Below are 23,962 nucleotides of genomic sequence, written 5' to 3'. Positions count from 1 at the left end.
GTTCATTGCACCCGGCGTTCCTGTTGCACGTCAATGCCGGTCAGCCGCACGGTGACACGGCCGACATCGGTGCCGGTGAGTTCTCCGACGCGTCGAAGAATTTCGTCTTGCGATTGGGCCGACCGGGCCAGAATCGTGCCGCCAGTGCGCGCGATGACGTCGGGGTCGCGGGTGATGCGGGAGAGGGCAACGACGCGGATGGTGGTGCTGATCGTGAGCGCGAGCCGGCCGTGGTCATCGCCGAGTTCCACGCGGACTTGACCGGAGGGAACGCCGAGCGATTCCGCAGTGACCATCGAGACGACTTGGCGCAGCGCCCGGGGCACGATGCGGGTGCGGCCGCGGGGCGGGGGAGGCGTCACGGTCGTGGGCGGAGTGCCGTCGTCTGGTGCGTCGCGTACCGCTCCGCCGAGGAACCACTCATTTGCGGTATCGGTCGCCACGCTCACGATGATGACCGCTTTCCCTGAAACACTCCGATCAGTGAACCGAGGTCGAGGCGGCCGTCAACCACGCGGCCGACCAAGGCGCCGACCAGCATGGACAGGGCAACGAACAGAAACGCCCAGAAACCCAGAATCACCCAGGTCAGGGCGAGAATCGCACCGACCAGCATTCCAGCTCGGGTTGCGCCAGTCACCGCAGTGCGGCTTTACTCGGCCCAGCATCGGCATCGGCCTCGTCGCTGGGCAAGTGAATATCGATGATCGTCACGTTGACCTCGGTGACTTCGAGGCCGACGAGGTCTTCAATGGCGCGAATAACGCTCGAGCGGATATCGTCGGCCACCTGCTGTAGCTGTACCGGGTACTCGGCGACGATTGTCACGTCTACGGCCACCTGCGTTTCTCCCACCTCGACCGAGATGCCCTGGCTCACGTCGGTACTGTTCATTGCCTCACGAATGGCGCCGAGGGCACGGGCGGCGCCGCCGCCGAGGGCGTATACACCGGAGACTTCGCGGGCGGCGATGCCGGCCACCTTGGCCACGACGCCGTCGTTGATGACGGTCTTGCCGGTTCCAGTGGCCGACTCACCAGCCGGCGGTGGGCTGATCGGGACGCGACTGCGCGGGGACTTGCTCGACGATACGGGGCCGTTGCTGTCGATGAGGTCCATGGAAAAAGCTCCTTCGTATAGGGCCGTCTGGTCTAGCCAGAACGGATTGTTACCAGTAAGACGAAACGTGTGGCATATTCGTCACGCGAAGATGAGAAATATTCTGGAACTGTTTGCCCAAGGAGGGGATGTGTCCGGCAAAGTGCGTGAGCAAGTTGCGTCGCCGCTCGATGCGGCCGCCGACCAAATGCTCGCCGATCGCGCTGCCGATGGCGACCTGCGTGCCTTCGAGGTTCTCGTTCGCCGGTACGGCCCACTTATGCGGGTTTACGCGACCCGGGTTCTCGGCTCAAATGACGAAACCGACGACGTGGTGCAGGAATCATTCATCACGGCCTGGCAGCAACTCGGCACTCTCGAAGATGGCAGCGCTGTCAAGAGTTGGCTGATGCGCATCGTTGGCCGTAAGAGTATCGATCGGCTCCGCGCTCGACGCCTGCACGTCAATATCGATGACACGGATGCCTCGGCGCCCGAGTGTCGTGCCCCGCACGTCCTCGCAGAGGTGGAGTCCGAGACCGAAGCGCTCGCGCGGGTACTCGCGGCTCTTCCCGTTGATCAACGGCGCTGCTGGACCCTGCGCGAACTCGCCGAGTACAGCTACGGTGACATTGCCGCCGAGCTGAACCTTTCGCTCTCCACCGTACGTGGACTGCTGGCCCGCGCTCGCAAGACCTTACTTCGACAGATGGAGGACTGGCGATGACCGAACGGACACCGGCGAACCGACGTTTTTTCGCATTCGACCTCGACAGCACCGACCGGGAACAGGCTGGCCTGAACGGTCATACCATCGAGCAACTCAGCGACTACCTTGATCGCGAACGGATGCCCGCCGACCCGGGCATCGACGATTCGCCCGACTGTGAAATCGCCCTGCGCGGTCTCGAACGACTGCGTCGGGCGCAGCGGTCATTGCTGGAGCGGGACCTTGAACGTGAATCCCGGCGCGACGACAGCTGGGTGTCGCCCATTCTCAACAACATTACGTTGGAGGCCCATGCCGGCCGGGAGATTCCGCTGACCCACCCGTCGCCGATCGCGCGCCTCGTCGTGACGGAGGGCGCCGTGCGTGGCATGCTGCGGGAAACCGGCGATCGCATGCAGAACGTGTTCGTCGGCCGGTGTGTGCTGGTCGGCGACGTCAGCGTGCCCGGCGCGCCGATCTCCATCCGGGTCGATGTGACTGTATTCCCCGGTGAGAATATACCGCGGCTAGCCGATCAGCTGCGAGACGCGATGTATGCCACTTTGAGTAAATATACGGAACTGGTCGTGGCGGCCATCGATATCACTGTGAGTGACCTGCATTCGCTGCCCGATGCATCCGCTCACGAACAGGAAAGATGATGACCACGGACGTTTCTTCTTTCGACCAGCTTGACGTATTGGTGCGCCGGGTGTCCGGTGTCGCCGCGCTGTATCCGGCCGGGTCGATGATGGCCACCGCACTCAGCGCCACCCTCGATGCGGTGGCCCATCGAGCGCCCGCAGCGCCGCTCGTGCACATCGAACAGCGAGCTGACGGCGTTCGGGTCACGGCCAGGATCGGCATCGGTGCGGCGGAGTCCTCGAGTGACGTGAGCGGTCGGGTGCACGACGCGATCGCCGCGCACCTCGAGGGCGGTAACCTGCCGGTCGTGCAGATCGTCGTGATCGTGGCCAGTGTGTGGCTGAACGTCTAGCTGACCACGGATAGTCGTGCTGGTCGTGCACGTGAGTGACGACGAGTACTCGCTCGCCGCGGCGCTGCTGCTTGGCAAAGCTGGGTACTGGCGCGAGTAGCACCGCTAGACGCCGACCGCCATTTTCACGCCGAGGGCGATCATGACAACGGCGATGAAGGCGTCGAGCACTCGCCAGGAGCTGCGCTTTGCGAATAGGGGCCGCAGCATCCGTGCACCGAAACCGAGCGCGAAGAACCAGACGAAGCTCGCCGTGATTGCCCCCGCGCCCCACCACCAGCGCTCGTTCGTCCCCTGCTGGTTCGCCACCGATCCGAGAAAAATCAGGGTGTCGAGATAGACGTGCGGGTTGAGCCAGGTGAGCGCGATGGTCGTCGCGACGGCGGCCTGGGTGCGCACCGTTGTAGTCGTGGCCGCTACGAGCACGCCGGGGCGGAAGGCGCGCACTGCGGCGAACGCACCGTAGGTGAGCAGAAAGCCGGCGCCGAGCACCTGCACGATGACCAGAACGACCGGGGCGGCTCGAATAAGAGCGCCGATTCCCACGATGCCGGCCAGAATGAGCACGGCGTCGGAGACCGAACAGATCAGCACCGCAACGAGCACGGTGCGGTTCCGCCCCGCAATACCGAGCCGCAGGATAAACGCGTTCTGGGCGCCGATCGCGATGATGAGCGCGAGTCCGGTACCAAAACCGAACATGGCGGGCAGAATCGTGTCGGCGAGGTTCATGTCGTGGATAGTTTAGGGGCGTGCTATTCGGGGGCGACGCCGTTGTAGAAATGCTCGAACACCATGCTCGTACGGGTTGACGCGACCGCGGGATTGGCTGAAAGGTTGTCCAGCACGAAATCGCGCACATCGTCGGTGTCCCGGGCCGACAGGTGAATGATGAAGTCCTCGGACCCGCCGAGAAAATATAGCTGCACGACGCGCGGCATCACCCGGATCGAATCGCGAAAGGCCGGGATGTGCGTGCGGGCGCCTGCGCGAATGCTCACGCTGATCAGCGCCTGCAGGCCGAGTCCGATCGCTTTCGGGTCGACCATGGCCGTGAAGCGCGTGATGATTCCGCGGCTGACCAGCGAGCGCACCCGGGAGACGCACGTGGATTCGGCGATACCAGCCGCGCTGGCCAGACGGCTGTTGGTCGTGCGGGAGTCCGCCTGCAGCGCCGCGACCAGGATGCGATCGATCTCGTCGAGGGTTTCGACCACCCGAATCCTCTTCGTTTCCGTCATCTCGCATCTCCTGACAACCGCATATTTAGTGGAATATTCTTGAAGTCTGGCAGATTCTACGGATTTTACCTAGTCGAAACGAATCAATAGCAGTCTTACCCCTATCACAGCCGATACGTTCGGCGCTGGCAACCCGAAACGGAGCAGACATGTTGGTCGGCATTCCCACCGAGATCAAGAATAATGAGAACCGCGTGGCGATCACTCCGGCCGGTGTTCACGAACTCACTCGGCGCGGCCACGAGGTCGTCATCGAGAAGGGTGCCGGGCTGGGCTCCAGCATCACCGACGATGCTTTTCGGCTTGCCGGGGCGTTCATCGCTGACGCCGCCGCCGAAGTCTGGGCCGGGGCCGACCTGCTCCTGAAGGTCAAGGAGCCCATTGCCAGCGAATACCCATTGATGCGCCCGGGGCAGGTGCTGTTCACCTATCTGCACCTCGCGGCATCCGCTGAATGCACTGAGGCTCTGATCAAGTCTGGCACGACCGCGATTGCCTATGAGACCGTGCAACTTGCCGACCGCAGCCTGCCGCTGCTCTCGCCGATGAGCGAGGTCGCTGGCCGCCTCTCGGTGCAGGTCGGTGCCTACCACCTGATGAGTGCCAACGGCGGTAGCGGAATTCTGCTCGGCGGTGTTCCCGGAACCCCCAAGGCCAAGGTCGTCGTGATCGGCGGCGGCGTGGCCGGCGAGCACGCCGCGGCTAACGCGCTTGGCATGGGCGCCGACGTGACCATCATCGATCTGTCGCTGGCTCGCCTGCGCCAACTCGAGGCCCGTTTCAACGGCGAGATCCAGACGCGCGCGTCGACCCAATACGAGATTGCCGAGCAGGTGCGGGAGGCTGACCTTGTTATCGGCTCCGTACTCATTCCGGGTGCGCAGGCTCCCAAACTCGTCACCGACGCCATGGTTGCTTCGATGAAGCCCGGCTCCGTGCTCGTGGACATCGCGATCGACCAAGGCGGATGCTTCGAGGGATCGCACGCTACCACGCACGACAATCCCACGTTCTTAGTGCATGACAGCGTCTATTACTGTGTCGCCAACATGCCCGGGGCGGTGCCGGCAACGTCGACGCGCGCACTGACCAACGCCACCCTGCCCTACGTCGTCGCGCTGGCTCAGAAGGGGTGGAAGCAGGCCATCGCCGAAGATTCCGCTCTCGCTCAGGGGCTCAACGTGCACAACGGCCGCATCACCAACGCGCACGTTGCTTCTGCCTTCCACGCCGCCCTGTTGACCGTATCCGACGCGATCGCCTGAGCCGGTCTTAAAGCGGTATTTTTCCAGTCGGCGCCGGCGGGTCAAGACGTCGCGACGATAACCCGGTGCAGTGCGTCGCGCAGGCGAAGCAGGTCGTCCATCGGCAGGTTGAGCGCTTCGACGACCCGCGGCGGGATGGTTTCAGCCACCGCCCGCAGGTTCTGTCCGCGGTCGGTCAGCGTGATATCGAGCGTTCGTTCGTCGGCCTCCCGGCGCTGCCGCCGCACGTAGCCGGTGGCTTCGAGCCGCTTGAGCAAGGGGGAGAGAGTCGCCGGCTCGAGGCGGAGGGTCTGGCCGAGACCCTTGAGCGTGCGCGGGCTCTCGTCCCACAGGGCGAGCATGACCAGATACTGCGGATGAGTAAGCCCGAGTGGCTCCAGAATGGGCCGATACAGGGCTATGACGTTGCGTGAGGCTATGGCCAGGGCGAAGCAGACCTGGTTGTCGAGGGCGAGGGGGTTGTCAAGCGTTGACGATGTCATGGGTGTCCCGTTCCGACCCGTTGTTCTTTATGCCTTTAGTTAGTACACTAACAGTCATGATACACGGCAAGATACCCTTTTCGCTCGGCAAGGGACCCGGCGGCTTCACTGCTTGGCTGAACGGTCGACTGTTTCCCATTCTCGGACCGCCGCCGGTTGGTTTGAGCGGGTCCGATCTGCTCCGCGCACAGCCTGCGCCCGTGCGTGTCTGTCCGGTCTGCGCCCAGCCAATGGACCAGCACGACATCGACCGCAGTGGCGAACGTACCCAGCTCCACTGTCCGGTAGCCCTGCCCTAGCCAGCCGCTACGGGCGGCTGCCGGGCGCAGACGTCCGAACAGGCACCAGTTATTTTCCCAGGTCTAGCCTGGCGCCAATCACGGGAGATCAATGTCCACAAAGGCAGACCGCGCTGACGAAAACACGTCACAGCTCGACCTCGCGATCGCCGAGCTGGCTGCAGGAAGCGTGCGGTGGGGGGTGACCCCGCTCGCGGCGCGCGGCGATTTACTGGCGCGCACCGCAACATCCGTTTCTGATGAAGCCGAGCGCTGGGTGGCTGCTGCGGCTCGTGCCAAAGGTCTAGACCCCTCGTCTCCGCTGATCGGCGAAGAATGGCTGACCGGACCCTATGGGGTGCTCACCTCGGTGAATGCGCTCGGCCGCACCCTGCGGGGGCTCGCTTCCGGGCGCAGCCCGCTCGCCGGCCAGAGATTGGGGCGCGCGCCCGGCGGTCGCGTCACGGTTTCCGTATTGCCCCATAATGTGTGGGATGGGCTACTGCTCCACGGATTTCGCGCCCGGGCCTGGCTGCGACCGGGCGTCACCGCGCGGCGGGCGCGTGTATCGGCCGGCTTGGGCCAGCTCAGTCCGACAGCGACCGGCGGGGTCGGCCTCGTGCTCGGTGCCGGCAACATCAGCTCGATCGCCCCGCTCGATGTGCTGTACGAGCTCGTGGCGCACAATCGGGTCTCAATACTCAAGCTCAACCCCACTTTCGACGGACTACTGCCGATCTATCGGGCGGCTCTCGCCCCGCTCATCGCGCAGGGCCTGCTGCGCATCGTCACCGGCGGCGCCGACGTGGGCGACTACCTAGCCCACCACGTGGGCATCAGCCACGTGCACATCACCGGCAGCGCGGCCACCCACGACGCGATCGTGTTCGGTGGGTGCAAGACTCCCCGCCTCGGTAAACCGATCAGCAGCGAACTCGGCGGAGTATCCCCGATCATCGTGCTGCCCGGCCGATGGAGCCCCAAGGACCTGAGCTACCAGGCCGAACACGTGGCCACCATGCGGCTGCATAACGGCGGCTACAACTGCATCGCCGGGCAGGTGCTCGTGCTGAGCGCCGCCTGGCCGCAGAAGCACGCATTTCTCGCCGCGCTCGCCGCTGCCCTCGCTGCCGCGCCGACACGACCGGCCTGGTACCCCGGCAGCGACGAGCGGATGCGAGCGGCCCGCGCTGCCTACCCGGCCGCGCAGCCGATTCCCGGCGGTCGCCTGCTCGTCGCCGTGGCGAATTCCGCAGCATCCCCTTCCGCAGCATCCCCTTCCGCAGCATCCCCTTCCACAGCATCCCCTTCCACAGAAAATATGCTGACAACGGAATACTTTGCACCCGTGCTCGGCGTCGTCGAATTGCCGGGGGATGACCAGGCCTATCTTGACGCCGCCGTTCGGACCGTTAATCGTGATTTTCTCGGCACTCTCGGTGTGAATATTATCGGGTTGCCGAGTACCATTCGGCGGCTTGGCCCGGTGTTTGAACAGGCCGTTACGCGCCTGCAGTACGGAACCATCGCGATCAACGCCTGGACCGGCGTCGGCTTTCTCTCGGCGGCGGCACCGTGGGGCGCATTCCCGGGACACACCCTCGATAACGTCCAGAGCGGCATCGGAGTTGTCCACAACGCGCTCCTTCTCGATGAGGTGGAGCGCACCGTGGTGCGCGGTCCGTTCCGCCCGTTTCCGCGCTCGGTCGCCCACGCCGAGTGGGCGCTGCTACCCAAACCGCCGTGGTTCGTGTCGGCGAGAAGCGGCGCGCGCACCGCCCGTCTGCTGACCGAGTTCGCCGCCCATCCCTCCGCGCGCAAACTGCCTCGCATTCTCGTCGCCGCATTTCACGCCTGATTGCATGTAATAGATTGGCTGCACACCCAATGATGCGAGGATCACGATGACTGGCTGGCGACTGCGCGACTTTCACTCCGACGATCTGGACGGCATTTTGCGTCTGTGGGAAGAGATCAAGGCCTCAGACACAGAGCCGGTCTACGGCCTCTCCGAGGTGCTCGCCTCCTGCCAGAAAGATCACGCCGTCGTTGCGGTGCACGGCGAGGAGGTCGTCGGCGCAGCCGTCGGCCGCGCCGCTCACGCGCAGGGCTGGATCGTCTTTTTGGCAACCGCCGAAAGCTGGCAGAGCCAGGGGATCGGCACGGCCATGCTCGCTGCCCTCGAGAGCCGCATGGCCCCGCACGGCATGACCAAACTGTCAGCGCTCATGCCCGAATCAGAGACGAACGTCGATCCCTTTCTCAATCGCGGGTTCGAGGTAAAGAAGAACCTGCGCTACTTCGAGCGGCACATTCCCGTGCAGCGGGAGGAGCTCAAACTGCTCGGTGAGCTGGGCGGACGCGTACTGCCGCGCGACCTGTGGCAGAAGGTCGGCGGTATGGAGCGTGAGAAGGAATTGCTCGAGCGCCGTTTGGTCATGCCCTTGGCCAAACCCGAACTCGCTGAGCAGTACGGTGTATCGCCGCCCAAAGCCGTCGTACTGTTCGGCCCTCCGGGGACCGGCAAGACCACCTTCGCCAAGGCGATCGCCTCCCGCCTGGAGTGGTCGTTCGTCGAGGTCTTCCCTTCCCGCCTCGCCACCGACCCGCAGGGCCTCGCCGGCGCGCTGCGGGAAACCTTTTTGAAAATCGCCGAGCTCGAACATGCGGTCGTGTTCATTGACGAGGTCGAGGAGATCGCCGCCCAGCGTTCCGGCGAACCGCCCTCGGCTATGCAGGGTGTGACCAACGAACTGCTCAAGATCATCCCGGCTTTTCGCGAACAACCCGGTCGCCTGCTGGTCTGTGCGACGAACTTCATTCGCGCGCTCGACTCCGCCTTCCTGCGCCACGGACGCTTCGACTACGTTGTGCCGATCGGGCTGCCGGATGTCGCCGCCCGCCAAGCTATCTGGGAACGTTACATTCCCGAGGCCGTATCGGGAGAGGTCGATCTCGCGATTCTGGTCGAGCAGAGCGACGGGTTCTCCCCGGCCGACGTCGAATACGCCGCCCACCGGGCCTCCCAGCACGCGCTGGAGAAAGCTCTCTATAAAACCGGTGCTGGGCCCGCTATCAACGGCCCCAGCACCGAAGATTATGAGGTCGCAATCTCCGAAACCCGCCGAACCGTGTCCGACGAAGTCGCAGCCGAGTTCCTCGAAGACATCGAGCGCCTCGCCCGGCTGTAGGAGCGACTCTGCTTGAGTGAGAGTTGAGGCCAATCGACGGTCGTTCTCAGTCGTAGAACTAGCGCCGCGTGCGGTGCAATGCGACGGCGACGAGCGCTTGCCAGATGACGAAGGCCTCGACGGCGAGTGAGAGCAGACCGAGCGGTTCCAGCCAGTTTCCGATGTCACCCATGGCCATCGGCATACCAACGGTGCGATTGACGATGAAGCCGATGATGACGGCCGCTGACAGCGTGGCGGCGGCGAGAAAATCCATTCTCGACCCGACAACCAGTACCCGCTCGACGAGGACGGCCGCGACGAGGATGATCCCGATATAGGCGACCGCCAGATACGGAGTTTCGTCGAATTTACCGGGCAGATCAAGAATGTGGATCGCCCCCACGACGGCGAGCGAAAGTCCGACAGTGACGCGGCGCACAACCAGGCCCTGGTGGATCATGCGCTCGCCCGTGTTCTCCCGGTGCAGCGCGGTGGACTGCACGTGTTTCTCAGTTGATTGCGTGGTGGTCGTGGACATGAATACCTCTCCATGGGGTGTTTCCCTGACCAAATAGTGACAGGTGTTCAGCTTCTCGAGCCGATTCATTGGCAGTGCATAGCGTCCTCCGTGGTTGCGGCCAGAAATAGACCATGTTTCTGAGATTCTCACAGGGAGCGCCAATTGGGTCACCCCGGGCTGACGTTGGCGGGGTAGCGCCGGCCCTCGTGCGAGACATCGGTTGTCAAAGGAATCCGGCCCGGTTAACATCGCAGGGTAAGACGACTCGACATCTGCGCAATTTCTCGATCTCCAGGCAAGGAACCGATTTCGTGATTATTGAGGCCCAAGGCCTGACCAAGACCTACCAGTCCAAGAGCGGGCCGGTGCACGCGCTCGCCGGGCTCGACCTGCAGGTTCCCCGTGGCACGGTCAAAGCCCTGCTCGGCCCGAACGGCGCCGGAAAGACAACCGTCGTGAAGATGCTCACGACCCTGATCAAACCGGATACCGGCACGGCCGTCATCGATGGAATCGACATCATCCGCCACCCGAAATCGGTGCGACGCATCATCGGGGTTTCCGGCCAGTACGCAGCGGTCGACGAGAACCTGACCGGATTCGAAAACCTGGAGATGGTCGGCCGCCTTTACCACCTCGGTGGCACGGCCGCCCGCAAACGGGCTCAGGAACTCATCGACCTGTTCGAGCTGACCACCGCTGGCAACCGGCCCGTCAAGGGGTTCTCCGGCGGTATGCGGCGGCGCATCGACCTCGCCGGCGCCTTGGTCATCAATCCCAAGATACTCTTTCTCGACGAGCCGACGACCGGACTCGACCCGCGCAGCCGCATCGCCCTGTGGGATGTCATCAAGCGTCTCGTCGCCGACGGCACGACCGTGCTACTGACGACGCAATACCTCGAAGAAGCCGACCAGCTCGCCGATGACATCGTCGTGATCGACGACGGCCGAGTCATTGCCGAGGGCACCTCAGATCAGCTCAAGGCCCAGATCGGCGGGCACCGCGTGGTGGTGGCCCTGGTCGATGCCACCGACGTCGGGGCTGCCTGCGAGATCCTGGCCCGCCACGGCTCGGGCGAGCCCTCGGTGTCGACCGACGGCCGCGGAGTCGAGGTTGCCGTCACAGACGGCCCGACTGCGCTGCAGAACATGCTCTCCGACCTCCGTGCGGCGCAGGTCAACCTGCACGATGCCGGCATGCGCCGCCCCACCCTCGATGACGTATTCCTCAAGCTGACCGGGCACAAAGCCGACCTCACCGTTACCGACAACGACACGGATGCCGGCGGCCCCAAGCTGTCGAAGCGAGCGCAGGCCAAGCGCGTGCAGAAACGCGCGGCGGATGCCGACGCCACCGATTTGGAGAAGGTGACATGAGCCCCCGACACTCCGCCGTGAGGCCTGAGCCCGTCACACCCGACCCCGTCACACCCGACCCCGTCACGCTCGAGCCCGTCACGCTCGAGCCCGTCAGACCTGAGCCCGTCACACCCGAGCCGTTACGGTCTGAGCCCGCCGAAAACGATCCGGCCCGCGAGCGAAATGAATCTCGAGTGGGCACACTGCCCCCGCTGCCCGCTTGGAATCCGCTTTCTCTCTGGTACTCCGACGGCTGGACGGTGACTAAGCGCAACCTCATCAAGATCAAGCGTTCGCCCGACATGCTCGTCTTCGCGGTGATCCAGCCGATCATGTTCGTGCTGTTGTTCAGCCAGGTGTACGGCGGAGCGATCGCGGTCCAGGGCAGCGACTACACGCAGTTTCTCATGGCGGGCATTTTCGCGCAGACAGTCGTGTTCGGGGCGACGTTCTCCGGCGCGGCCATGGCACTCGATCTCAAGGAAGGAATCATCGACCGCTTTCGGAGCTTGCCGATGAACGCATCCGCTGTGCTCATCGGTCGAACGAATGGCGACCTCGCGCTGAACACCATCTCTATGATCATCATGATGGCGACCGGCCTCGCGGTTGGTTGGCGGGTCAACACCTCGGCGCCTGAATTCCTGGCGGGAGTCGGCTTGTTGTTGCTGTTCGGTTACGCCTTCAGCTGGGTGATGGCGCTGCTCGGTATGAGCGTGAAAAGCCCGGAGGTCATCAACAATGCGTCGTTCCTCATCCTCTTTCCGCTGACCTTCGTGTCGAACGCGTTCGTGCCGAGCGAGACCCTGCCGACGCCGCTGCGTGTTTTTGCCGAGTGGAACCCGGTGTCGTCGCTCGTGCAGGCCGTGCGGCAGTTGTTCGGCAACCTGGGCACCGCGCCGGTGCCTGATATCTGGACCATGCAAAACCCTGTCCTGACCGTACTCATCGGCATCACCGTGATGTTGCTGGTATTCGTGCCGCTGTGTATTCGCAAGTTCGCCTCGATCAGCTCCCGCTGATCGATTGATGTTCCGACTGAAGGAGTCACTCATGTCCCAGACCGAGCACAACGTCGGAATCGTTGCCGGCTTCAGCGGATTCGCGGTTACCGACCTCGATGCTGCGCGCACCTTCTACGCCGAAACCCTCGGCCTTGAGGTCACGGTCGAGGAGATGGGGATGCTGAACATCGCCCTTCCCGGCGGCGCACCGGTCATCGTCTACCCGAAGCCGGATTTCGTGCCGGCCACGTATACGATTCTCAATTTCGCGGTCGTCAACCTCAATGCGACCGTCGACGAACTCACCGAGCGCGGTGTGGAGTTTTTGCGCTACGACGGTTTCGAGCAGAATGACAAAGGCATCGCGGCCGGCACCGGAGCGGGCCCGGATATCGCCTGGTTCACTGACCCCGCCGGCAATATTTTGTCGGTGCTCCAGAACGCGTAGTTTCTTAGTGCCCGCGGCCTTTGCCCTTGTTGGGGTTCTTGGTCGGCCGGGTGCGGCCGGGGGCGCTCTCGGTTCTCTTGCGCACAGCAGGTTTCGCTTTTGCGGCGGCAACCCGAATGGCCTTCGCTGCGGCCTTGGCTTTATCGGTCTTCTTCGGTTTGCGCGGTGGCTTTTGCGGGCGGCCATCGCTTGAAACTTCGGGCTGCTCCCCATCTGCGGTCGCGGCGGCATCGGCGGCAGTGGGCGGACCGGCATCCGTTCGTGAACTCGCCTTGGAGCGCCCGCGCACGATGCCGATGAACTCTTCGATGTCGTCGGTGGTCTCCCGGGTGATCCAGGCGAGAGCGATCTGGGTGTCGGCCACGTCGGTGACCGGGCGGGAGATGACGTCTTTGCGGCCGTACAGCCGGGCGATCGAGTGCGGCACGATGATGATGCCGACGCCGGCAGCGACCTGCTCCATGGTCTCGTCGAGGTCGCGCATCAACGGCAGGAGTCGACGGCTGCCGTCGCGCACCTCCGCGGCAATGTCGCGCCACTCGGGCACGTCATCGGGGTTCTGCAGCAGGTGTTCGTCGGCCAGATCGGCCAGCAGTACGGTCTCGGCCTGCTCGATGACGTGATCCTTCGACGCGACCACGACGGGAATCTCGTTGTACAGGTTGATGACGCTCAGATTGGTGTCATCGATCGGGAGTCGCACGAGGCTGACTTCGGCCCGACCGTCGTGCAGCACTGAAACCTGCTCAGCGGCCTCGGTGCGAAACACTGTGAGTGGCACGTCGGGGCGGCGGTCGCCCCAGATGCGGGTCCATTTGGTGGGGGTGACACCGGCGACGAAGGCGATGGAAAAGATCACCGGCATCCTTTCTCAAAACTTGCGGCCGCGCATTTACCAGCAGCGTGCGATTTGCCCAAACGAGCGCCCTCTCAGGCTATACGCTTGAGCAATGAGTTCCGAAAAGAAGCCCCAGACCATGAAGCCCGCCACGGCGGCCCAGAAACTCGGGATTCTGCTCGACGCGGCACCGGCTGGGTTCCAGACCGAATTCGTCAGCCGCACCGAGTTGGCCGAGCTCATGGTGAACCCGCCCGAGTGGTTGGTCGAGTTGCGCGCCAACGGTCCACACCCGCGCCAGGTTGTCGCCGCCAAGCTTGGCGTTTCCATCTCCGGGCTGGCCCGCAGCGAGATCACCGACCCGCTGAGCACTGCTGAGATCGCCGCCCTGCTCCAGCAGCCGCCGGCCTGGCTCGTGCTGGAACGTTCTACCCAGGCCGGCGTGCGCGCCGACCAGATCGCAGTGAAAGACCGCGACGCCCAGCGCGCGGCCAAGAAGGCGCATGTCGAGCGCCAGGCCGCCCAGGAGCAGGCCAAGCGCGACCGCTAGCAATTTTGCCCCGTAGTCCGATCGCGCTGACCCGAGCCCTGTCCTGAGCGCTCCTAGGCCATCGGTTCAGTCGTACTTTGACCGTACTGGGCGCGCAGAAAGTTGACGACGTCGTCGAGTTCAGCCTGAGAGATCGAGTGGGGAAGTCCGTCATAGATGCGCTCGGTGAGCGTGCTGTGCCCGGGCAACCAGGCCTGGGTGCGCTCTACCGCGCTGGCCGGAATGACACCGTCGGCGGTTCCGCGCCCCCAGAACACCGGAACCGGCTGATCCGCCAGTACGGTGTCACCGGGTTTTGAGGCGGTCGCGACGAACCCGGAGAGATTCACCGCGAAGCTGAACCGATTGGGCGAGGCGCGCAGCAGCTCGAGCGCCATGGCGCCGCCCTGCGAGAATCCGAGCAGGCCGACAGACGGATGCTGCTGCGGCAGGGCATCGAGCCAGTCGAGCACCGCGGCGACGGCCGCGTCCACCGTCGCGGTGTCGGGATTGCCCGGGTCAGTGATGGGAAACCACGCCCATCCCGCCCCGACCGGCAGGGGCGCGCGCAGCGCCGCGATCACCGGGTCGAGCGGCAAATGTGGAGCGAGCGAGAACAGATCGCCCTCGTTCGAACCATAGCCGTGCATGATGATCAGCAGCGGTCGATCGGCCTGGTCGGCGTCGTTCGTCGACCAGAGTACGGCAGCAGTTTCGATGGGGGTGCTGGTGGTCATGGGGTCCTCCCCGGTACGCGCGACGCGGGGGCGCCGCGCACCCCATACTTCCATTGCTTGGCGCGCTTCTCGCACCGAGCAGCGCCGTGCGCGCGCGCGCGCGGTGGCCACGTAAGACAGAATGGCACTATGAGCGTGCGAACCCCTGACCCAGACCCGGACTGGACGCCAAAGCCCCCCGCGGGAGCCCCGAACACGAATCCGGGCTGGCTGAAAGACGTCGAGCTCGCCGAGATTCGCCGGCGGCTGCCGATTCTCTACATCGAGGCCGTGCCCGTTCGGGTGGATGGCCTCGGCCAGGTTGTGGAAGTGGGCGTGCTGTTGCGCGCCCGACCGACCGGCGAAATGACCCGGACCCTGGTCTCCGGCCGCGTGCTGTACGGCGAAACTCTCAGGGACGCACTGTTTCGTCACCTCGAAAAAGACCTCGGTCCGATGGCTTTTCCGCAGCTGCCGACCAGCCCCGTGCCGTTCACCGTCGCCGAATACTTTCCCATGCCCGGCATCACCGCCTACACGGATGACCGCCAGCACGCCGTCTCGCTGGCCTATGTCGTTCCCGTCAGCGGTACCTGCGACCCCCGGCAGGACGCGCTCGAGATCACCTGGATGACGCCGGCCGAGGCCGCATCCCCGGGCGTATCAGCCGAGATGGAGGGCGGCCGCGGCACCCTGCTGCGCGCAGCCCTCGCCTCGGTCGGCCAGCTGTACTGACGCGCTCAGCGTGTCACGGCCCGGCTGCTACCTGGACAGCGCCAGCGCCGAACCGAGGCCGAGCGTGTCGAGGAACAGATGGACGTAGCGGTCGACGTCGACGTCGAGGGCAACTTCAGCGGCTTCCCACTCGCCGACCAGGCCGTGCACGATGTCCTCGCCCGGATGCGAACGCTTGTCGACGATCGTCTGGCCGCGACCGTAACCGGACAGCTGCACCCGTAAGGGCAGCATCGCCGTCTCCAACGCGCCCGGGTCGACCAGGGCGCAGAGGGCGCCGGCATCGCCGATCAGGCCGGAATAGTCGGCGTTGCGGCCCGAACCGAGCGCGATCCGGTTGCCGAGGAGCTGACCGACAACGTGGGCGAGGTCGGAGTCGCTGTGCATGAGTGCAGTGGTGACGTGCTCCGGAATCGCAACCTGGTTGAACACGTCGAGTCCGTACATAAAGGTGGGCACGCCGGAATCAAGCACGATGGCCGCGGCTTCCGGGTCATGCCAGACGTTGAATTCAGCGACGGCGGTGGCGTTGCCGACCGTGGTAGATCCGCCCATGAAGACGATGCGCTCGATCTTGCTGACCACATCGGGGTATTGGCGCAGCAACAGCGCCAGGTTGGTTTGCGGGGCCAGTCCAACCAGGGTGACCGGGTGCGGGCTGGCCACAATCAGCTTGCGCATGAGCTCGACCGAACTGATCGGCTCTGCGCGTCGGTCGGTCGGCGGAAGCTGCAGGGTGCCGAGGCCGCCTTCGCCGTGCACGTGCGCGGCTGATCGGGCTGGCTCGAGCAGAGGACGCCGGGCGCCGGCAGCGACAGGAATATACGGGGCATCCGCGACATCGAGAATACGCAGGGTGTTCTCGACCACGCGCTCGAGCGAGGCATTGCCGGCCACGCAACTAATGCCGAGCACGTTGATGCCCGGGTGAGCGAGCGCGAACAGAATGGCCAGGGCGTCGTCGACCCCGGTGTCAACGTCGAGGATGACGGGGATCGCCCTGGGGGCCGCGGAATTAGTCATCCGCTCACCCTATTCCTTTGAATATGCCCCCCAATCACATCAGTGGTTTTTGGGCCGTGATCGAGCGCTGGCGAACGAAGTTCGCACGGGTGAGCGGGCCCCTATCGAACCAGGCGCACCTCGTGCAGTCTCTCGCCGAGCACCTCTTCGTTGCGCTCGAGACCGTCCGCGAGGTAGCCATTTCGGGCGTAGAAAGCGTGGGCCCGGGGGTTGTCTGCGGCTACCCACAACGACGACGGACCCGGGTCGACGACGGAATCGAAGAGCTGCTGGCCAACGCCTAAACCGTGATTGGCCTCGAGCAGGTACATGAAGAACAACTCGTTCGGGGTGGGATGGTCACCGTCGCGCGTCGGCCCGCTGCCGGCGAAGCCCACAATCTCGCCATCGACGAGCACGACATGCTGGCGGTACTGCGCACCCTGGGCCGTGAAGCGGCCCCAGAGGGCGGCCAGACGCTGTGGCCGCAGCTGCGACAGGGCGGCCTGGCTGAGCAGGTGATCGTAGGTTTCATGCCAGCAGGCGGCGTGAACGCGGCCCAGGCTTTCGGCATCTGTTTCACTGACGGGTCGAACGACAACTGTGGTGTTCATGCTTCGACACTAACCGTGTTTGGGAGTGTGTCGTGACGCTCGGATACCGCAAACGGGCCGATCTCTAAATGAGACCGACCCGTTTTCACTGTTGTTTCAAGCGGATGCTGCGGGATGAGCCCGTGAAGACTAGCCCTGCGAGCGACGCGGAGCCGAACGACCGGCCCCACCCGAGCCCGGTCCGCGAACGAGCCCACCGACTTGGAGGCTGCCGACGCGCGCTCCGCCGGAACGACCAGCGGCCGAACCGGAACGAGGTGCGCTGGCCGCGCCAGCCGGACGGCCGGATCGCTCGCGACGAGCGCCGCCGGCCGAGGCCGTGTCGCCGCCACGGCCACGGCCGCCGTCGGTGCGCTCGGTGCGCTCGGTGCGGGCACCGTCGCGATTTGCCCCGGAGCGGCTGGCACCGGCATCGCGGCCGCCACGGCTGGAATCACCGTCACGGCTGGGGCGAGCACTGCGCTCGCCCTGGGCACGGCCGCCTTGCGAGCGGCCGCCCTGCGAGCGCCCACCCTGCGACTGGCGCTGCTGCTGCGGTGCCTCGACACGGGGAAGCGGCTTGACGTAGGCGGCGACGTCGCCGACGAGGGCGTCAACGGCGGGAGAGGAGGAGTCCACGCGCTGCGGGGTCACCTTTATGGCGGCCTTGCGCAGCAGGGCGTCGGTGTCGCGCTTCTGCTCGGGCAGCACCACGGTAACGACGTCACCGGCGTGACCGGCGCGGGCGGTACGGCCCGAACGGTGCAGGTAGGCCTTGTGCTCGGCCGGCGGGTCAACGTGGATCACGAGTTCGATGTCGTCGACGTGCACGCCGCGAGCGGCGACATCCGTTGCGACGAGAACCTTGACGGTGCCGGCGCTGAACGCGGCGAGGTTGCGGTCACGGGCCACCTGCGAGAGGTTTCCGTGCAGGTCGACGGAGGGGATGCCGGCGTCGGTGAGGCTCTTGGCGAGCTTCTTGGCCTGGTGCTTGGTGCGCATGAAAAGGATACGACGGCCCGAGCCGCTCGCCAGCTTCTGCACGAGGTCTTTCTTGGCGTCGACGCCGGACACCTCGAACACGTGGTGGGTCATGGCCGAGACGAAGCTGTTGGCCTCGTCGACCGAGTGCATCACCGGGTCGTGCAGAAAACGCTTGACGATCTTGTCTACGCCGTTGTCGAGGGTGGCGGAGAACAGCATGCGCTGGCCGGTACCGGGCGTCTTGTCGAGAATGCGGGTGACGACGGGCAGAAAGCCGAGGTCGGCCATGTGGTCGGCCTCGTCGAGCACGGTGATCTCGATGGTGTCGAGGTTGACGAAGCCCTGCTTCATGAGATCTTCGAGCCGGCCGGGGCAGGCTACGACGATATCGACGCCGGCCTTGAGAGCGGCGACCTGACGGCCCTGCGAGACGCCACCGAAGATGGTGGTGGTGTTGAGGCCGTAGGCCTCAGCAAGGGGGGTGATCGCGTTGGTGATCTGAGTGGCGAGCTCGCGGGTCGGCGCGAGGATCAGGCCGAGCGGGCGGCCGGGGCGACGCTTGCCGCCGGCGAGGTTGCCGCCGAGGCGCGAGACCATCGGAATGGAGAAGGCCAGGGTCTTGCCCGAGCCGGTCTTGCCCCGGCCGAGCACGTCGCGGCCGTTCAAGGTGTCAGGAAGAGTATCGACCTGAATCGGGAAGGCGGTGTCGATTCCCTGGGAAGAGAGAACCTTGACCAGGGGAGCAGGCACGCCGAGCGTGCCGAAGGTTGTAGACAAAATGGTGCCTTTCAGGGCATCAGTCTCCTCGCCCGTTCGCTTTACCGCGCAGCGATAAGCAAACCAGGAGGATTCACATGGCGAAGGTGCCGAGGGGCACATCCGTTCGCCGTAAGAATGTTTCATTCGAAAAATCAGGTCAGCCCTGGTGGGCCGCCGGATAGAGAAGAGGGCGTTCTACGACGCAGCAAGCGCAACTACGCACTCGCAAGTACTCCTACTCTAGCGGATGCTGTCAAATCCGCGGCAGAGCCCTAGAAATGGTCGCCGTGGTAGAGCTCGCCGACCGGCACCTCGACGTCGATAATGTTGCCGCCCTGCGGCAGTGGGCAGGCCCACATCGGGTCGTACGCGCAGGAAGGGTTATAGGCGAAGTTGAAGTCGAGGATGAGGCTGTCGTCGCCCGTGCCCGGACCGAGGTCGGCGCCCTTGATGGTGTCGAGAAGGTAGCGTCCACCGCCATAGGTCCCGTCGCTTTTGCCAGCGAGGGCGTCTTTGAGCGGCAGGAACAAGCCGCCGCCGTAACTCGCCAGTCGCCACACGTCGAGCGAACCGAGGTAGGGCAGTCGGACGGTGCCGACCAGATCGAATGGCACCGTGCCGTCAGTTCCCGTTTCCACGTTCATGCGATGCGGCTGTTCGGCCCGGTGTACCTCTACCTCGAAGCGCCAGTCGGGGTCATAGGCGGCAATCGGCAGTCCGGTGAATGCCGCGCGGGCGTCGCGCAGCAACGGTGACGACGGATGCCCGGCGAACAGTTCGTCTCGCCCGGAACGCCACAGTTCGTGCCCGCTCGCCGGGCTGGTCGCGCTCAGCTGACGCACCCCCGCGTACAGTCCGGTCACAAGGCGACGCCAGTCGGCGATCTGTAGGGCGGCGAGGGAAGAGCTCATAGTGGCTACGCTACCGCCGAGGGCATGATTCACACGAAGCGATCTGCTACGACTCGGTGTTCTCAGCCTTCTCGGCGTTCTCGGTGTTCTCGGTGTTCTCGGTGTTCTCAGCGTTCTCGGCATCCTCAGTTGGGGTCACCCGTTGCGCCGAAGGCACGAAGTCCGGGTCGTCGATGCCGATGTCGTACTGCCAGTTGGGCGCGAGATGCTTCAGGCGCAGCATCCGCCACTGCCAGAACGCCCAGAAGGTCGGCCAGAGCGCGATCGTCGCCGGGCGTCCGCGAAAAATGAGCTGGTCGCGGTACAGCGTTTTGCCGGTGCCGGCCGGGTCAGGGGCGATCGCCATGCGGTGGTCCCAGAGCGTGACCGCACTCAGTGCGCCCGACACACCACGACCGGTATCGCGCAGAATTCGCACCCCATCGGCACGGTGCGTCGAATTGGCCAGCCGAATGACCTGGGTGCCCATCGGCACCAGACCGAGCATGGAGAATTCGGCGGGGTGTTCGCCCGGCTCCCAGCGGGTGGGAAAACCGTCGGCTTCGAGCGACTCCACCGCCATGAACGGGCTACTCACCTCACGGAAGACGGCCGGGCTGTGGATGGCGTGCCAGGCGGCATCCGGTGGGCAGTCGAGGATCTCTTTGAGCAGTACGCGCATTGCCCCAGTTTGGTCTGAGCGTGGCGTGCGGCACAACTAAATGCAGTACAAATGACAGGTGGCAATTCGGTTCTGGCTCGGCGTTGTACACCGCGAGCACGTGCTGCGCGGGGTCGATTTGGGCATCGCCCGCGCCAACCGCGGTGCCGGAGACCTCCTCAAGCAAATGGGGGAAGCCGATGGCATCGTCTACTACTCGCCGAAGACCGCGATCGAGGGCGACCCGCTCAGGGAGTTCACCGCGATCGGCCGCATAGCGGATGCCCACGCCTATCAGGTGGGCGACCCGGGTAACTCGTGGCGACCCTGGCGACGCCGGGCCGACTACGACCTGGATGCCTGGCCCGCGAGCATCCGCCCGCTGCTGTCGGTGCTGCAACTGACCCAGGGCAATCCCAACTGGGGGTTCCAACTGCGGCGCGGCGTGCTTGAAATCTCGCGGCACGACTTCGAGATGATCCGGCAGCAGATGCGGCGGCCCTCTGCCGACGACCGGTAGGGCGTTTGGTCAGTATTTTTTTATTAGACTCAAGCGCATGAATGGCGATCTCTGGTGGGTACCCTCGGTCATCGTTGTCGGCCTCGTGGTAGCCGGGGTCTGGGCGCTGGTGGCAGCCTCGCGCCGGCGCACGCGAACCCGGCTCGGGCAGGTGAACGCGGCCGCCACCGAGCTGGAGCGCAGCGCTTCGAGCAGCCTGGTCCGCGCCGACGACCTTGTGCAGGACGCCAGTGACGAACTCAGTTTCGCCATCGCCCAGTTCGGTGAATCCGCGACGCAGGAGTTTGCGGCGGCGCTCACGACGTCCAAGCGCCAGCTCAGCGACGCCTTCGCGCTGCAGCAGAAGCTCGACGACGCTGTGCCGGATACCGCTCTAGAACGCACCCGCTGGAACCAGCAGATTGTACAATTCGCCGATGAGGCGACCGCCCGACTGAGTAACCAGGCCCGCAATTTCACCGCCAAACGCGGCGTTGAACGTAATGCCCCGCAGCAGATGGATGAACTGCGCCGACGCCTCGACCGAATGTCCGATCGGGTTGCCGGCGGCGCGAACACCCTGGCCCGACTGGGCTTGAGCTATTCCGCGGCGGCGCTCGCACCGATCAGCGGCAACGTCGGTCGGGCCGGTACCGCTCTCGACGGGGCGCGGGCGAGTGCCGATGCCGCGGTTACCCGCCTCGAAGCAGCGTCGTCTGAACCGGTGGGGGAGCAATTGCAGGCTGCTGAGCACGCCCTATTTCAGGCAACACAACTGCTCGATGCGATCGAAACCGGCGAAGACCAGCTTCATCGCGGCTTCGTCAACCTGCAACAGGCACTGGATGCTGCCAGCTTGGAACTCGCCGAAGCCCGCGCACTGCGCGACAATCACGAGGAATCCGACACGAGCGCGTCACTCAATCACGTCATCACCGACGCCGCAGCGGTCCAGGCATCGCTCCGCGAGCCCGTTCGGCTAAGCGACCCCGCCGCAGATCTCTTGACCCTTGAGACGGCGATGAACGGGCTGGACAGCATCCGCTCGGAGGCGCGCAACCGCCAGCTGCGCCTCGACAACGCCCGAACGGCCCTGGCCGGCGCGCTGCTCACGGTGCGCAGCCAGATCACGCTCACCCGAGATTTCGTGGCTGCCAATCGGGGTCGAGTGCAAGCCGCCGGGCGCACCCGCCTCGCCGAAGCCGAGCGGCAGCTCGCGCTCGCCGTGGCCGAGAGCGACCCGGTGACGGCGCTCGATACCGCGCGTCGAGCGATGACGCACGCAACGGACGCCGACGCCCTGGCCCGCTACGACGTGCACTGACCCGCGGTCGCCGAACGTGGGTCAGCGCGAACGTGGGTCAGCGCGAACGTCGGTTAGCACGAACGTCGGTCAGCACGAACGTCGGTCAGCGCGGCGGCGGCAGCCCTGGCCCGGCGGAGGCCGCAGCCCGACGCCGGATGGCCGGTGTGATTTCGCGCCGCAGCCAGCTGATGGCGTGGGCCTGGTCGAAACGGCGCGCGCACAGGCCACAAGCGAGGGGCCGGGTGGGCTGCCGATACCGAAAGTGCGTGTGGCCGGCCGGGCAGGTGCCCACCCACGGGGCGAGCTCATTGGCGATCTCGCCGTCGTGGGTGCGCTTGCCGTCGTAGCCGAGGTCGAGTGCCATTTTCTTCCAGCGGGGTCCGTGCCCGGCGCGCGGCCCGGCCAGGGCATGCGCGACCTCGTGCAACAGGATCTGGTGCACGTCGTCGTCGGCATACCGGGAGGCGAGGTAACGCGAGACAGTGATGTGCTTCGAACTGAAATTGCATAGGCCTGCCCGCTTCTTGGCATTGTCGAAGCCGAAGGTCCAACCGGGGTCGAGGTGCGCCGCGATGAGCGCGTCGGCCCACCGGCGCACCTGCGTGAGATCGGCCATCAGGGCGCCTGCGTTCTCGCGCCGCAAGAGGGCGTTTGGGCGAGATGTGTCGTGTGGATCATCAGGGACCGACCACTACCTGAAAGAGCCGGTCGTCGCCGGCCGCCGGGGAGCCGCGGCCATCCGTGTTATTACTCACAAACCACAGTGTGCCAGCAGGGCCCGACACCACGTCGCGCAACCGGCCATAGTCCTGCACAAACCACTCGGTGGGTTCGGTTGTGGAGGACGGGCCGGTGATGGGGATGCTCCAAAGTCGTTGACCGCGCAGGCTCGCCATGAAGATGGTGTCGTTCACGATGGTGATACCGCTCGGGCTGGCCTGGTCGGTCGACCACTGCTGTTGAGGATCAATATAGGCCTCGTCACCGGCTTGGCCTTCGACCAGCGGCCAGCCGAAGTTGCCGCCGGGAACGATGCGGTTGAGCTCGTCCCAGGTGTTCTGGCCAAACTCGCTCGCCCAGAGCTGCCCGCGTGAGTCCCAGGCGAGCCCCTGCGGATTCCGGTGCCCGAACGAGTACACCACGGTGCTGAAGGGGTTGTCCTCCGGTACGCCGCCGGTCGGTGTCAGGCGCAGAATCTTACCGCCGAGCGAACCCAGGTCCTGGGCGTTGGCCGGGTCTCCGGCGTCTCCGGCGGTCGCGTAGAGCAGGCCGTCCGGCCCGAACGCGATCCGACCACCATTGTGATTTCCGGCCCGCGGGATCGAATCGAGCACGAGGGTGGGCGCCCCGAGGGTGTGGCTGCCCGGCGAGCCGGCCAGCGGCATCCGCTCGATGCGGTTGTCGGTTGCGGTCGAAAAATAGGCGTAGACCCAGCCGGCACCGCCGGGAGCCGCTTCGTCGGCCAGAAATGCCAGGCCGAGCAGCCCGCCCTCACCATTGGGCTGTGCGGCTTCGATCGTGCCAGCTACGCGCAGGCTGCCACCGGGAAGTAACTCGCGCACCCGGGTCGTGTCGCGTTCGCTGATGAGGGTGGCGCCGCCGGGCAGTCGCAGAATCGACCACGGAGCCTGAAGCCCCGAGGCGATCACGACCGGTTCTGCGACCGGATGCACCGGCGTCAGGTCCGCGGTCCCGGTCGCGCCGGGCGCGGAGGGGGCTGGTGTCGACGTTCTCGGTGTGGCGCGCGGCGCCTCCGCGCTGCACGCGGCCAGTGCCAGAACCAGCAGGGCGGCCGACACTGTGGCAGCCGCTCGCTGAAACGTATGAAAAGTCACCGTTCACCTCGCCTTCGTGGTGAACACAGCATGTCGTAG

30 protein-coding genes are annotated in these 23,962 nt (G+C 65.2%); 14 read left to right on the top strand and 16 right to left on the bottom strand.

Features of this window, described 5'->3' with window-relative positions:
• Window positions 1–2: 2 nt before the first annotated feature.
• From E3T27_RS16210 to E3T27_RS16200, 3 genes are read right to left on the bottom strand one after another with little or no spacing between them, the layout of a single operon-like run.
• On the bottom strand, window positions 3–449 hold the full coding sequence (locus E3T27_RS16210) for a hypothetical protein (protein WP_241992296.1): 447 nt from the start codon (window positions 447–449) through the stop codon (window positions 3–5).
• Window positions 446–640 carry a DUF2273 domain-containing protein gene (locus tag E3T27_RS16205; RefSeq protein WP_338144908.1) on the bottom strand — a complete coding sequence of 65 codons (195 nt, stop codon included), beginning with the start codon at window positions 638–640 and terminating at the stop codon, window positions 446–448. The genes E3T27_RS16210 and E3T27_RS16205 overlap by 4 nt, the downstream gene beginning before the upstream one ends.
• Entirely contained in the window at window positions 637–1,119 is a 483-nt protein-coding gene (locus E3T27_RS16200; RefSeq protein ID WP_134574022.1) for an Asp23/Gls24 family envelope stress response protein, read from the bottom strand. Before E3T27_RS16200 ends, E3T27_RS16205 begins: the two co-directional genes overlap by 4 nt.
• Window positions 1,120–1,306: 187 nt before the next feature.
• On the opposite strand from E3T27_RS16200, the gene E3T27_RS16195 reads away from it, so the two are divergent.
• From E3T27_RS16195 to E3T27_RS16185, 3 genes are read left to right on the top strand one after another with little or no spacing between them, the layout of a single operon-like run.
• Window positions 1,307–1,825, top strand: coding sequence for an RNA polymerase sigma factor (locus E3T27_RS16195; protein WP_233200539.1), 519 nt, complete (start codon window positions 1,307–1,309; stop codon window positions 1,823–1,825).
• On the top strand, window positions 1,822–2,469 hold the full coding sequence (locus tag E3T27_RS16190; RefSeq protein ID WP_134574020.1) for an Asp23/Gls24 family envelope stress response protein: 648 nt from the start codon (window positions 1,822–1,824) through the stop codon (window positions 2,467–2,469). The genes E3T27_RS16195 and E3T27_RS16190 overlap by 4 nt, the downstream gene beginning before the upstream one ends.
• Window positions 2,469–2,804 carry a hypothetical protein gene (locus E3T27_RS16185; protein WP_104195871.1) on the top strand — a complete coding sequence of 112 codons (336 nt, stop codon included), beginning with the start codon at window positions 2,469–2,471 and terminating at the stop codon, window positions 2,802–2,804. The genes E3T27_RS16190 and E3T27_RS16185 overlap by 1 nt, the downstream gene beginning before the upstream one ends.
• A 105-nt stretch (window positions 2,805–2,909) precedes the next feature.
• On the opposite strand, the gene E3T27_RS16180 is transcribed toward E3T27_RS16185, so the two are convergent.
• Together E3T27_RS16180 and E3T27_RS16175 are read right to left on the bottom strand one after the other, a co-directional pair.
• On the bottom strand, window positions 2,910–3,536 hold the full coding sequence (locus E3T27_RS16180) for a LysE/ArgO family amino acid transporter (RefSeq protein ID WP_198416553.1): 627 nt from the start codon (window positions 3,534–3,536) through the stop codon (window positions 2,910–2,912).
• 23 nt (window positions 3,537–3,559) lie between these two features.
• Window positions 3,560–4,045, bottom strand: a complete 486-nt coding sequence (locus E3T27_RS16175; RefSeq protein ID WP_104195870.1) for an Lrp/AsnC family transcriptional regulator — start codon at window positions 4,043–4,045, stop codon at window positions 3,560–3,562.
• A gap of 149 nt (window positions 4,046–4,194) precedes the next feature.
• Here E3T27_RS16175 and ald point away from each other — a divergent pair, with 149 nt between their 5' ends.
• Window positions 4,195–5,310, top strand: a complete 1,116-nt coding sequence (ald, locus tag E3T27_RS16170) for an alanine dehydrogenase (protein ID WP_134574018.1) — start codon at window positions 4,195–4,197, stop codon at window positions 5,308–5,310.
• A gap of 41 nt (window positions 5,311–5,351) precedes the next feature.
• Here ald and E3T27_RS16165 read toward each other — a convergent pair whose 3' ends face one another.
• Window positions 5,352–5,792: a MarR family winged helix-turn-helix transcriptional regulator gene (locus tag E3T27_RS16165; protein ID WP_104195869.1), complete on the bottom strand. Its 441-nt coding sequence runs from the start codon at window positions 5,790–5,792 to the stop codon at window positions 5,352–5,354.
• A 56-nt stretch (window positions 5,793–5,848) separates the two neighbouring features.
• On the opposite strand from E3T27_RS16165, the gene E3T27_RS16840 reads away from it, so the two are divergent.
• The 3 genes from E3T27_RS16840 (at window position 5,849) to E3T27_RS16150 (ending at window position 9,261) form a co-directional block, all read left to right on the top strand.
• Window positions 5,849–6,091, top strand: coding sequence for a hypothetical protein (locus E3T27_RS16840; protein WP_134574016.1), 243 nt, complete (start codon window positions 5,849–5,851; stop codon window positions 6,089–6,091).
• A 91-nt stretch (window positions 6,092–6,182) separates the two neighbouring features.
• Window positions 6,183–7,928 carry an aldehyde dehydrogenase family protein gene (locus tag E3T27_RS16155; protein WP_134574014.1) on the top strand — a complete coding sequence of 582 codons (1,746 nt, stop codon included), beginning with the start codon at window positions 6,183–6,185 and terminating at the stop codon, window positions 7,926–7,928.
• A gap of 46 nt (window positions 7,929–7,974) precedes the next feature.
• Entirely contained in the window at window positions 7,975–9,261 is a 1,287-nt protein-coding gene (locus E3T27_RS16150) for an ATP-binding protein (RefSeq protein WP_104195867.1), read from the top strand.
• Window positions 9,262–9,319: 58 nt separating this feature from the next.
• Here the strand turns inward: E3T27_RS16150 and E3T27_RS16145 are convergent, their stop codons facing one another.
• The gene (locus E3T27_RS16145; RefSeq protein WP_134574012.1) at window positions 9,320–9,781 is read right to left on the bottom strand and encodes a hypothetical protein; all 462 of its coding nucleotides are present in this window, start codon (window positions 9,779–9,781) and stop codon (window positions 9,320–9,322) included.
• A gap of 293 nt (window positions 9,782–10,074) precedes the next feature.
• Here E3T27_RS16145 and E3T27_RS16140 point away from each other — a divergent pair, with 293 nt between their 5' ends.
• From E3T27_RS16140 to E3T27_RS16130, 3 genes are all read left to right on the top strand, one after another.
• On the top strand, window positions 10,075–11,142 hold the full coding sequence (locus tag E3T27_RS16140) for an ATP-binding cassette domain-containing protein (RefSeq protein ID WP_198416552.1): 1,068 nt from the start codon (window positions 10,075–10,077) through the stop codon (window positions 11,140–11,142).
• Window positions 11,143–11,318: 176 nt separating this feature from the next.
• Window positions 11,319–12,146: an ABC transporter permease gene (locus E3T27_RS16135; protein ID WP_134574010.1), complete on the top strand. Its 828-nt coding sequence runs from the start codon at window positions 11,319–11,321 to the stop codon at window positions 12,144–12,146.
• A gap of 31 nt (window positions 12,147–12,177) precedes the next feature.
• Window positions 12,178–12,576, top strand: a complete 399-nt coding sequence (locus E3T27_RS16130; protein ID WP_104195864.1) for a VOC family protein — start codon at window positions 12,178–12,180, stop codon at window positions 12,574–12,576.
• 4 nt (window positions 12,577–12,580) lie between these two features.
• On the opposite strand, the gene E3T27_RS16125 is transcribed toward E3T27_RS16130, so the two are convergent.
• The gene (locus E3T27_RS16125) at window positions 12,581–13,435 is read right to left on the bottom strand and encodes a LysR substrate-binding domain-containing protein (protein WP_166786252.1); all 855 of its coding nucleotides are present in this window, start codon (window positions 13,433–13,435) and stop codon (window positions 12,581–12,583) included.
• Between the two features lie 91 nt (window positions 13,436–13,526).
• On the opposite strand from E3T27_RS16125, the gene E3T27_RS16120 reads away from it, so the two are divergent.
• Window positions 13,527–13,964 carry a DUF5997 family protein gene (locus E3T27_RS16120; protein ID WP_104195862.1) on the top strand — a complete coding sequence of 146 codons (438 nt, stop codon included), beginning with the start codon at window positions 13,527–13,529 and terminating at the stop codon, window positions 13,962–13,964.
• Window positions 13,965–14,017: 53 nt separating this feature from the next.
• On the opposite strand, the gene E3T27_RS16115 is transcribed toward E3T27_RS16120, so the two are convergent.
• Window positions 14,018–14,680 carry an alpha/beta hydrolase gene (locus E3T27_RS16115; protein ID WP_134574006.1) on the bottom strand — a complete coding sequence of 221 codons (663 nt, stop codon included), beginning with the start codon at window positions 14,678–14,680 and terminating at the stop codon, window positions 14,018–14,020.
• 129 nt (window positions 14,681–14,809) lie between these two features.
• Between E3T27_RS16115 and E3T27_RS16110 the strand changes: the two genes are divergently transcribed.
• On the top strand, window positions 14,810–15,394 hold the full coding sequence (locus E3T27_RS16110; protein WP_104193455.1) for an NUDIX hydrolase family protein: 585 nt from the start codon (window positions 14,810–14,812) through the stop codon (window positions 15,392–15,394).
• A gap of 27 nt (window positions 15,395–15,421) precedes the next feature.
• Here the strand turns inward: E3T27_RS16110 and E3T27_RS16105 are convergent, their stop codons facing one another.
• From E3T27_RS16105 to E3T27_RS16085, 5 genes are all read right to left on the bottom strand, one after another.
• Window positions 15,422–16,417, bottom strand: a complete 996-nt coding sequence (locus E3T27_RS16105) for a nucleoside hydrolase (RefSeq protein ID WP_134574004.1) — start codon at window positions 16,415–16,417, stop codon at window positions 15,422–15,424.
• A gap of 101 nt (window positions 16,418–16,518) precedes the next feature.
• Window positions 16,519–17,010, bottom strand: a complete 492-nt coding sequence (locus E3T27_RS16100; protein WP_104195859.1) for a GNAT family N-acetyltransferase — start codon at window positions 17,008–17,010, stop codon at window positions 16,519–16,521.
• A gap of 129 nt (window positions 17,011–17,139) precedes the next feature.
• Window positions 17,140–18,753, bottom strand: coding sequence for a DEAD/DEAH box helicase (locus E3T27_RS16095; RefSeq protein WP_134574054.1), 1,614 nt, complete (start codon window positions 18,751–18,753; stop codon window positions 17,140–17,142).
• Between the two features lie 251 nt (window positions 18,754–19,004).
• A complete protein-coding gene (locus E3T27_RS16090) occupies window positions 19,005–19,643 on the bottom strand; it encodes a DUF1684 domain-containing protein (protein WP_104195858.1) in 639 nt (212 codons plus the stop codon).
• A 46-nt stretch (window positions 19,644–19,689) separates the two neighbouring features.
• The gene (locus E3T27_RS16085; RefSeq protein ID WP_174722244.1) at window positions 19,690–20,304 is read right to left on the bottom strand and encodes a hypothetical protein; all 615 of its coding nucleotides are present in this window, start codon (window positions 20,302–20,304) and stop codon (window positions 19,690–19,692) included.
• Between the two features lie 58 nt (window positions 20,305–20,362).
• Between E3T27_RS16085 and E3T27_RS16080 the strand changes: the two genes are divergently transcribed.
• Together E3T27_RS16080 and E3T27_RS16075 are read left to right on the top strand one after the other, a co-directional pair.
• Window positions 20,363–20,803 carry an EVE domain-containing protein gene (locus E3T27_RS16080; RefSeq protein ID WP_233193347.1) on the top strand — a complete coding sequence of 147 codons (441 nt, stop codon included), beginning with the start codon at window positions 20,363–20,365 and terminating at the stop codon, window positions 20,801–20,803.
• Window positions 20,804–20,840: 37 nt separating this feature from the next.
• Window positions 20,841–22,106 carry a hypothetical protein gene (locus E3T27_RS16075; RefSeq protein WP_134574002.1) on the top strand — a complete coding sequence of 422 codons (1,266 nt, stop codon included), beginning with the start codon at window positions 20,841–20,843 and terminating at the stop codon, window positions 22,104–22,106.
• A gap of 85 nt (window positions 22,107–22,191) precedes the next feature.
• On the opposite strand, the gene E3T27_RS16070 is transcribed toward E3T27_RS16075, so the two are convergent.
• Both E3T27_RS16070 and E3T27_RS16065 read right to left on the bottom strand, forming a co-directional pair.
• Entirely contained in the window at window positions 22,192–22,704 is a 513-nt protein-coding gene (locus E3T27_RS16070) for a SprT-like domain-containing protein (protein WP_104195855.1), read from the bottom strand.
• A 61-nt stretch (window positions 22,705–22,765) separates the two neighbouring features.
• Window positions 22,766–23,923 (bottom strand): PQQ-dependent sugar dehydrogenase, encoded by a 1,158-nt coding sequence (locus tag E3T27_RS16065; RefSeq protein WP_174722243.1) that lies wholly within the window; start codon window positions 23,921–23,923, stop codon window positions 22,766–22,768.
• Between the last annotated feature and the right edge of the window lie 39 nt (window positions 23,924–23,962).

It is taken from the genome of Cryobacterium lyxosi (assembly GCF_004403345.1).
GTDB classification, from domain to species: Bacteria; Actinomycetota; Actinomycetes; order Actinomycetales; family Microbacteriaceae; genus Cryobacterium; species Cryobacterium lyxosi.
The sequence above is the reverse complement of the archived record's forward strand: the minus strand, read 5'-3'. Positions and strand labels throughout refer to the sequence as shown.

What these genes read in the sequence shown, in the direction of transcription:
- E3T27_RS16115 (WP_134574006.1), bottom strand. Translation starts at nt 14,680, where the DNA reads ATGACCACCAGCACCCCCATCGAAACTGCTGCCGTACTCTGGTCGACG.
- E3T27_RS16200 (WP_134574022.1), bottom strand. Translation starts at nt 1,119, where the DNA reads ATGGACCTCATCGACAGCAACGGCCCCGTATCGTCGAGCAAGTCCCCG.
- E3T27_RS16175 (WP_104195870.1), bottom strand. Translation starts at nt 4,045, where the DNA reads ATGACGGAAACGAAGAGGATTCGGGTGGTCGAAACCCTCGACGAGATC.
- E3T27_RS16130 (WP_104195864.1), top strand. Translation starts at nt 12,178, where the DNA reads ATGTCCCAGACCGAGCACAACGTCGGAATCGTTGCCGGCTTCAGCGGA.
- E3T27_RS16105 (WP_134574004.1), bottom strand. Translation starts at nt 16,417, where the DNA reads ATGACTAATTCCGCGGCCCCCAGGGCGATCCCCGTCATCCTCGACGTT.
- E3T27_RS16150 (WP_104195867.1), top strand. Translation starts at nt 7,975, where the DNA reads ATGACTGGCTGGCGACTGCGCGACTTTCACTCCGACGATCTGGACGGC.
- E3T27_RS16110 (WP_104193455.1), top strand. Translation starts at nt 14,810, where the DNA reads ATGAGCGTGCGAACCCCTGACCCAGACCCGGACTGGACGCCAAAGCCC.
- E3T27_RS16180 (WP_198416553.1), bottom strand. Translation starts at nt 3,536, where the DNA reads ATGAACCTCGCCGACACGATTCTGCCCGCCATGTTCGGTTTTGGTACC.
- E3T27_RS16100 (WP_104195859.1), bottom strand. Translation starts at nt 17,010, where the DNA reads ATGAACACCACAGTTGTCGTTCGACCCGTCAGTGAAACAGATGCCGAA.
- E3T27_RS16075 (WP_134574002.1), top strand. Translation starts at nt 20,841, where the DNA reads ATGAATGGCGATCTCTGGTGGGTACCCTCGGTCATCGTTGTCGGCCTC.
- ald (WP_134574018.1), top strand. Translation starts at nt 4,195, where the DNA reads ATGTTGGTCGGCATTCCCACCGAGATCAAGAATAATGAGAACCGCGTG.
- E3T27_RS16165 (WP_104195869.1), bottom strand. Translation starts at nt 5,792, where the DNA reads ATGACATCGTCAACGCTTGACAACCCCCTCGCCCTCGACAACCAGGTC.
- E3T27_RS16195 (WP_233200539.1), top strand. Translation starts at nt 1,307, where the DNA reads ATGCTCGCCGATCGCGCTGCCGATGGCGACCTGCGTGCCTTCGAGGTT.
- E3T27_RS16190 (WP_134574020.1), top strand. Translation starts at nt 1,822, where the DNA reads ATGACCGAACGGACACCGGCGAACCGACGTTTTTTCGCATTCGACCTC.
- E3T27_RS16155 (WP_134574014.1), top strand. Translation starts at nt 6,183, where the DNA reads ATGTCCACAAAGGCAGACCGCGCTGACGAAAACACGTCACAGCTCGAC.
- E3T27_RS16840 (WP_134574016.1), top strand. Translation starts at nt 5,849, where the DNA reads ATGATACACGGCAAGATACCCTTTTCGCTCGGCAAGGGACCCGGCGGC.
- E3T27_RS16070 (WP_104195855.1), bottom strand. Translation starts at nt 22,704, where the DNA reads ATGGCCGATCTCACGCAGGTGCGCCGGTGGGCCGACGCGCTCATCGCG.
- E3T27_RS16120 (WP_104195862.1), top strand. Translation starts at nt 13,527, where the DNA reads ATGAGTTCCGAAAAGAAGCCCCAGACCATGAAGCCCGCCACGGCGGCC.
- E3T27_RS16185 (WP_104195871.1), top strand. Translation starts at nt 2,469, where the DNA reads ATGACCACGGACGTTTCTTCTTTCGACCAGCTTGACGTATTGGTGCGC.
- E3T27_RS16090 (WP_104195858.1), bottom strand. Translation starts at nt 19,643, where the DNA reads ATGAGCTCTTCCCTCGCCGCCCTACAGATCGCCGACTGGCGTCGCCTT.
- E3T27_RS16085 (WP_174722244.1), bottom strand. Translation starts at nt 20,304, where the DNA reads ATGCGCGTACTGCTCAAAGAGATCCTCGACTGCCCACCGGATGCCGCC.
- E3T27_RS16145 (WP_134574012.1), bottom strand. Translation starts at nt 9,781, where the DNA reads ATGTCCACGACCACCACGCAATCAACTGAGAAACACGTGCAGTCCACC.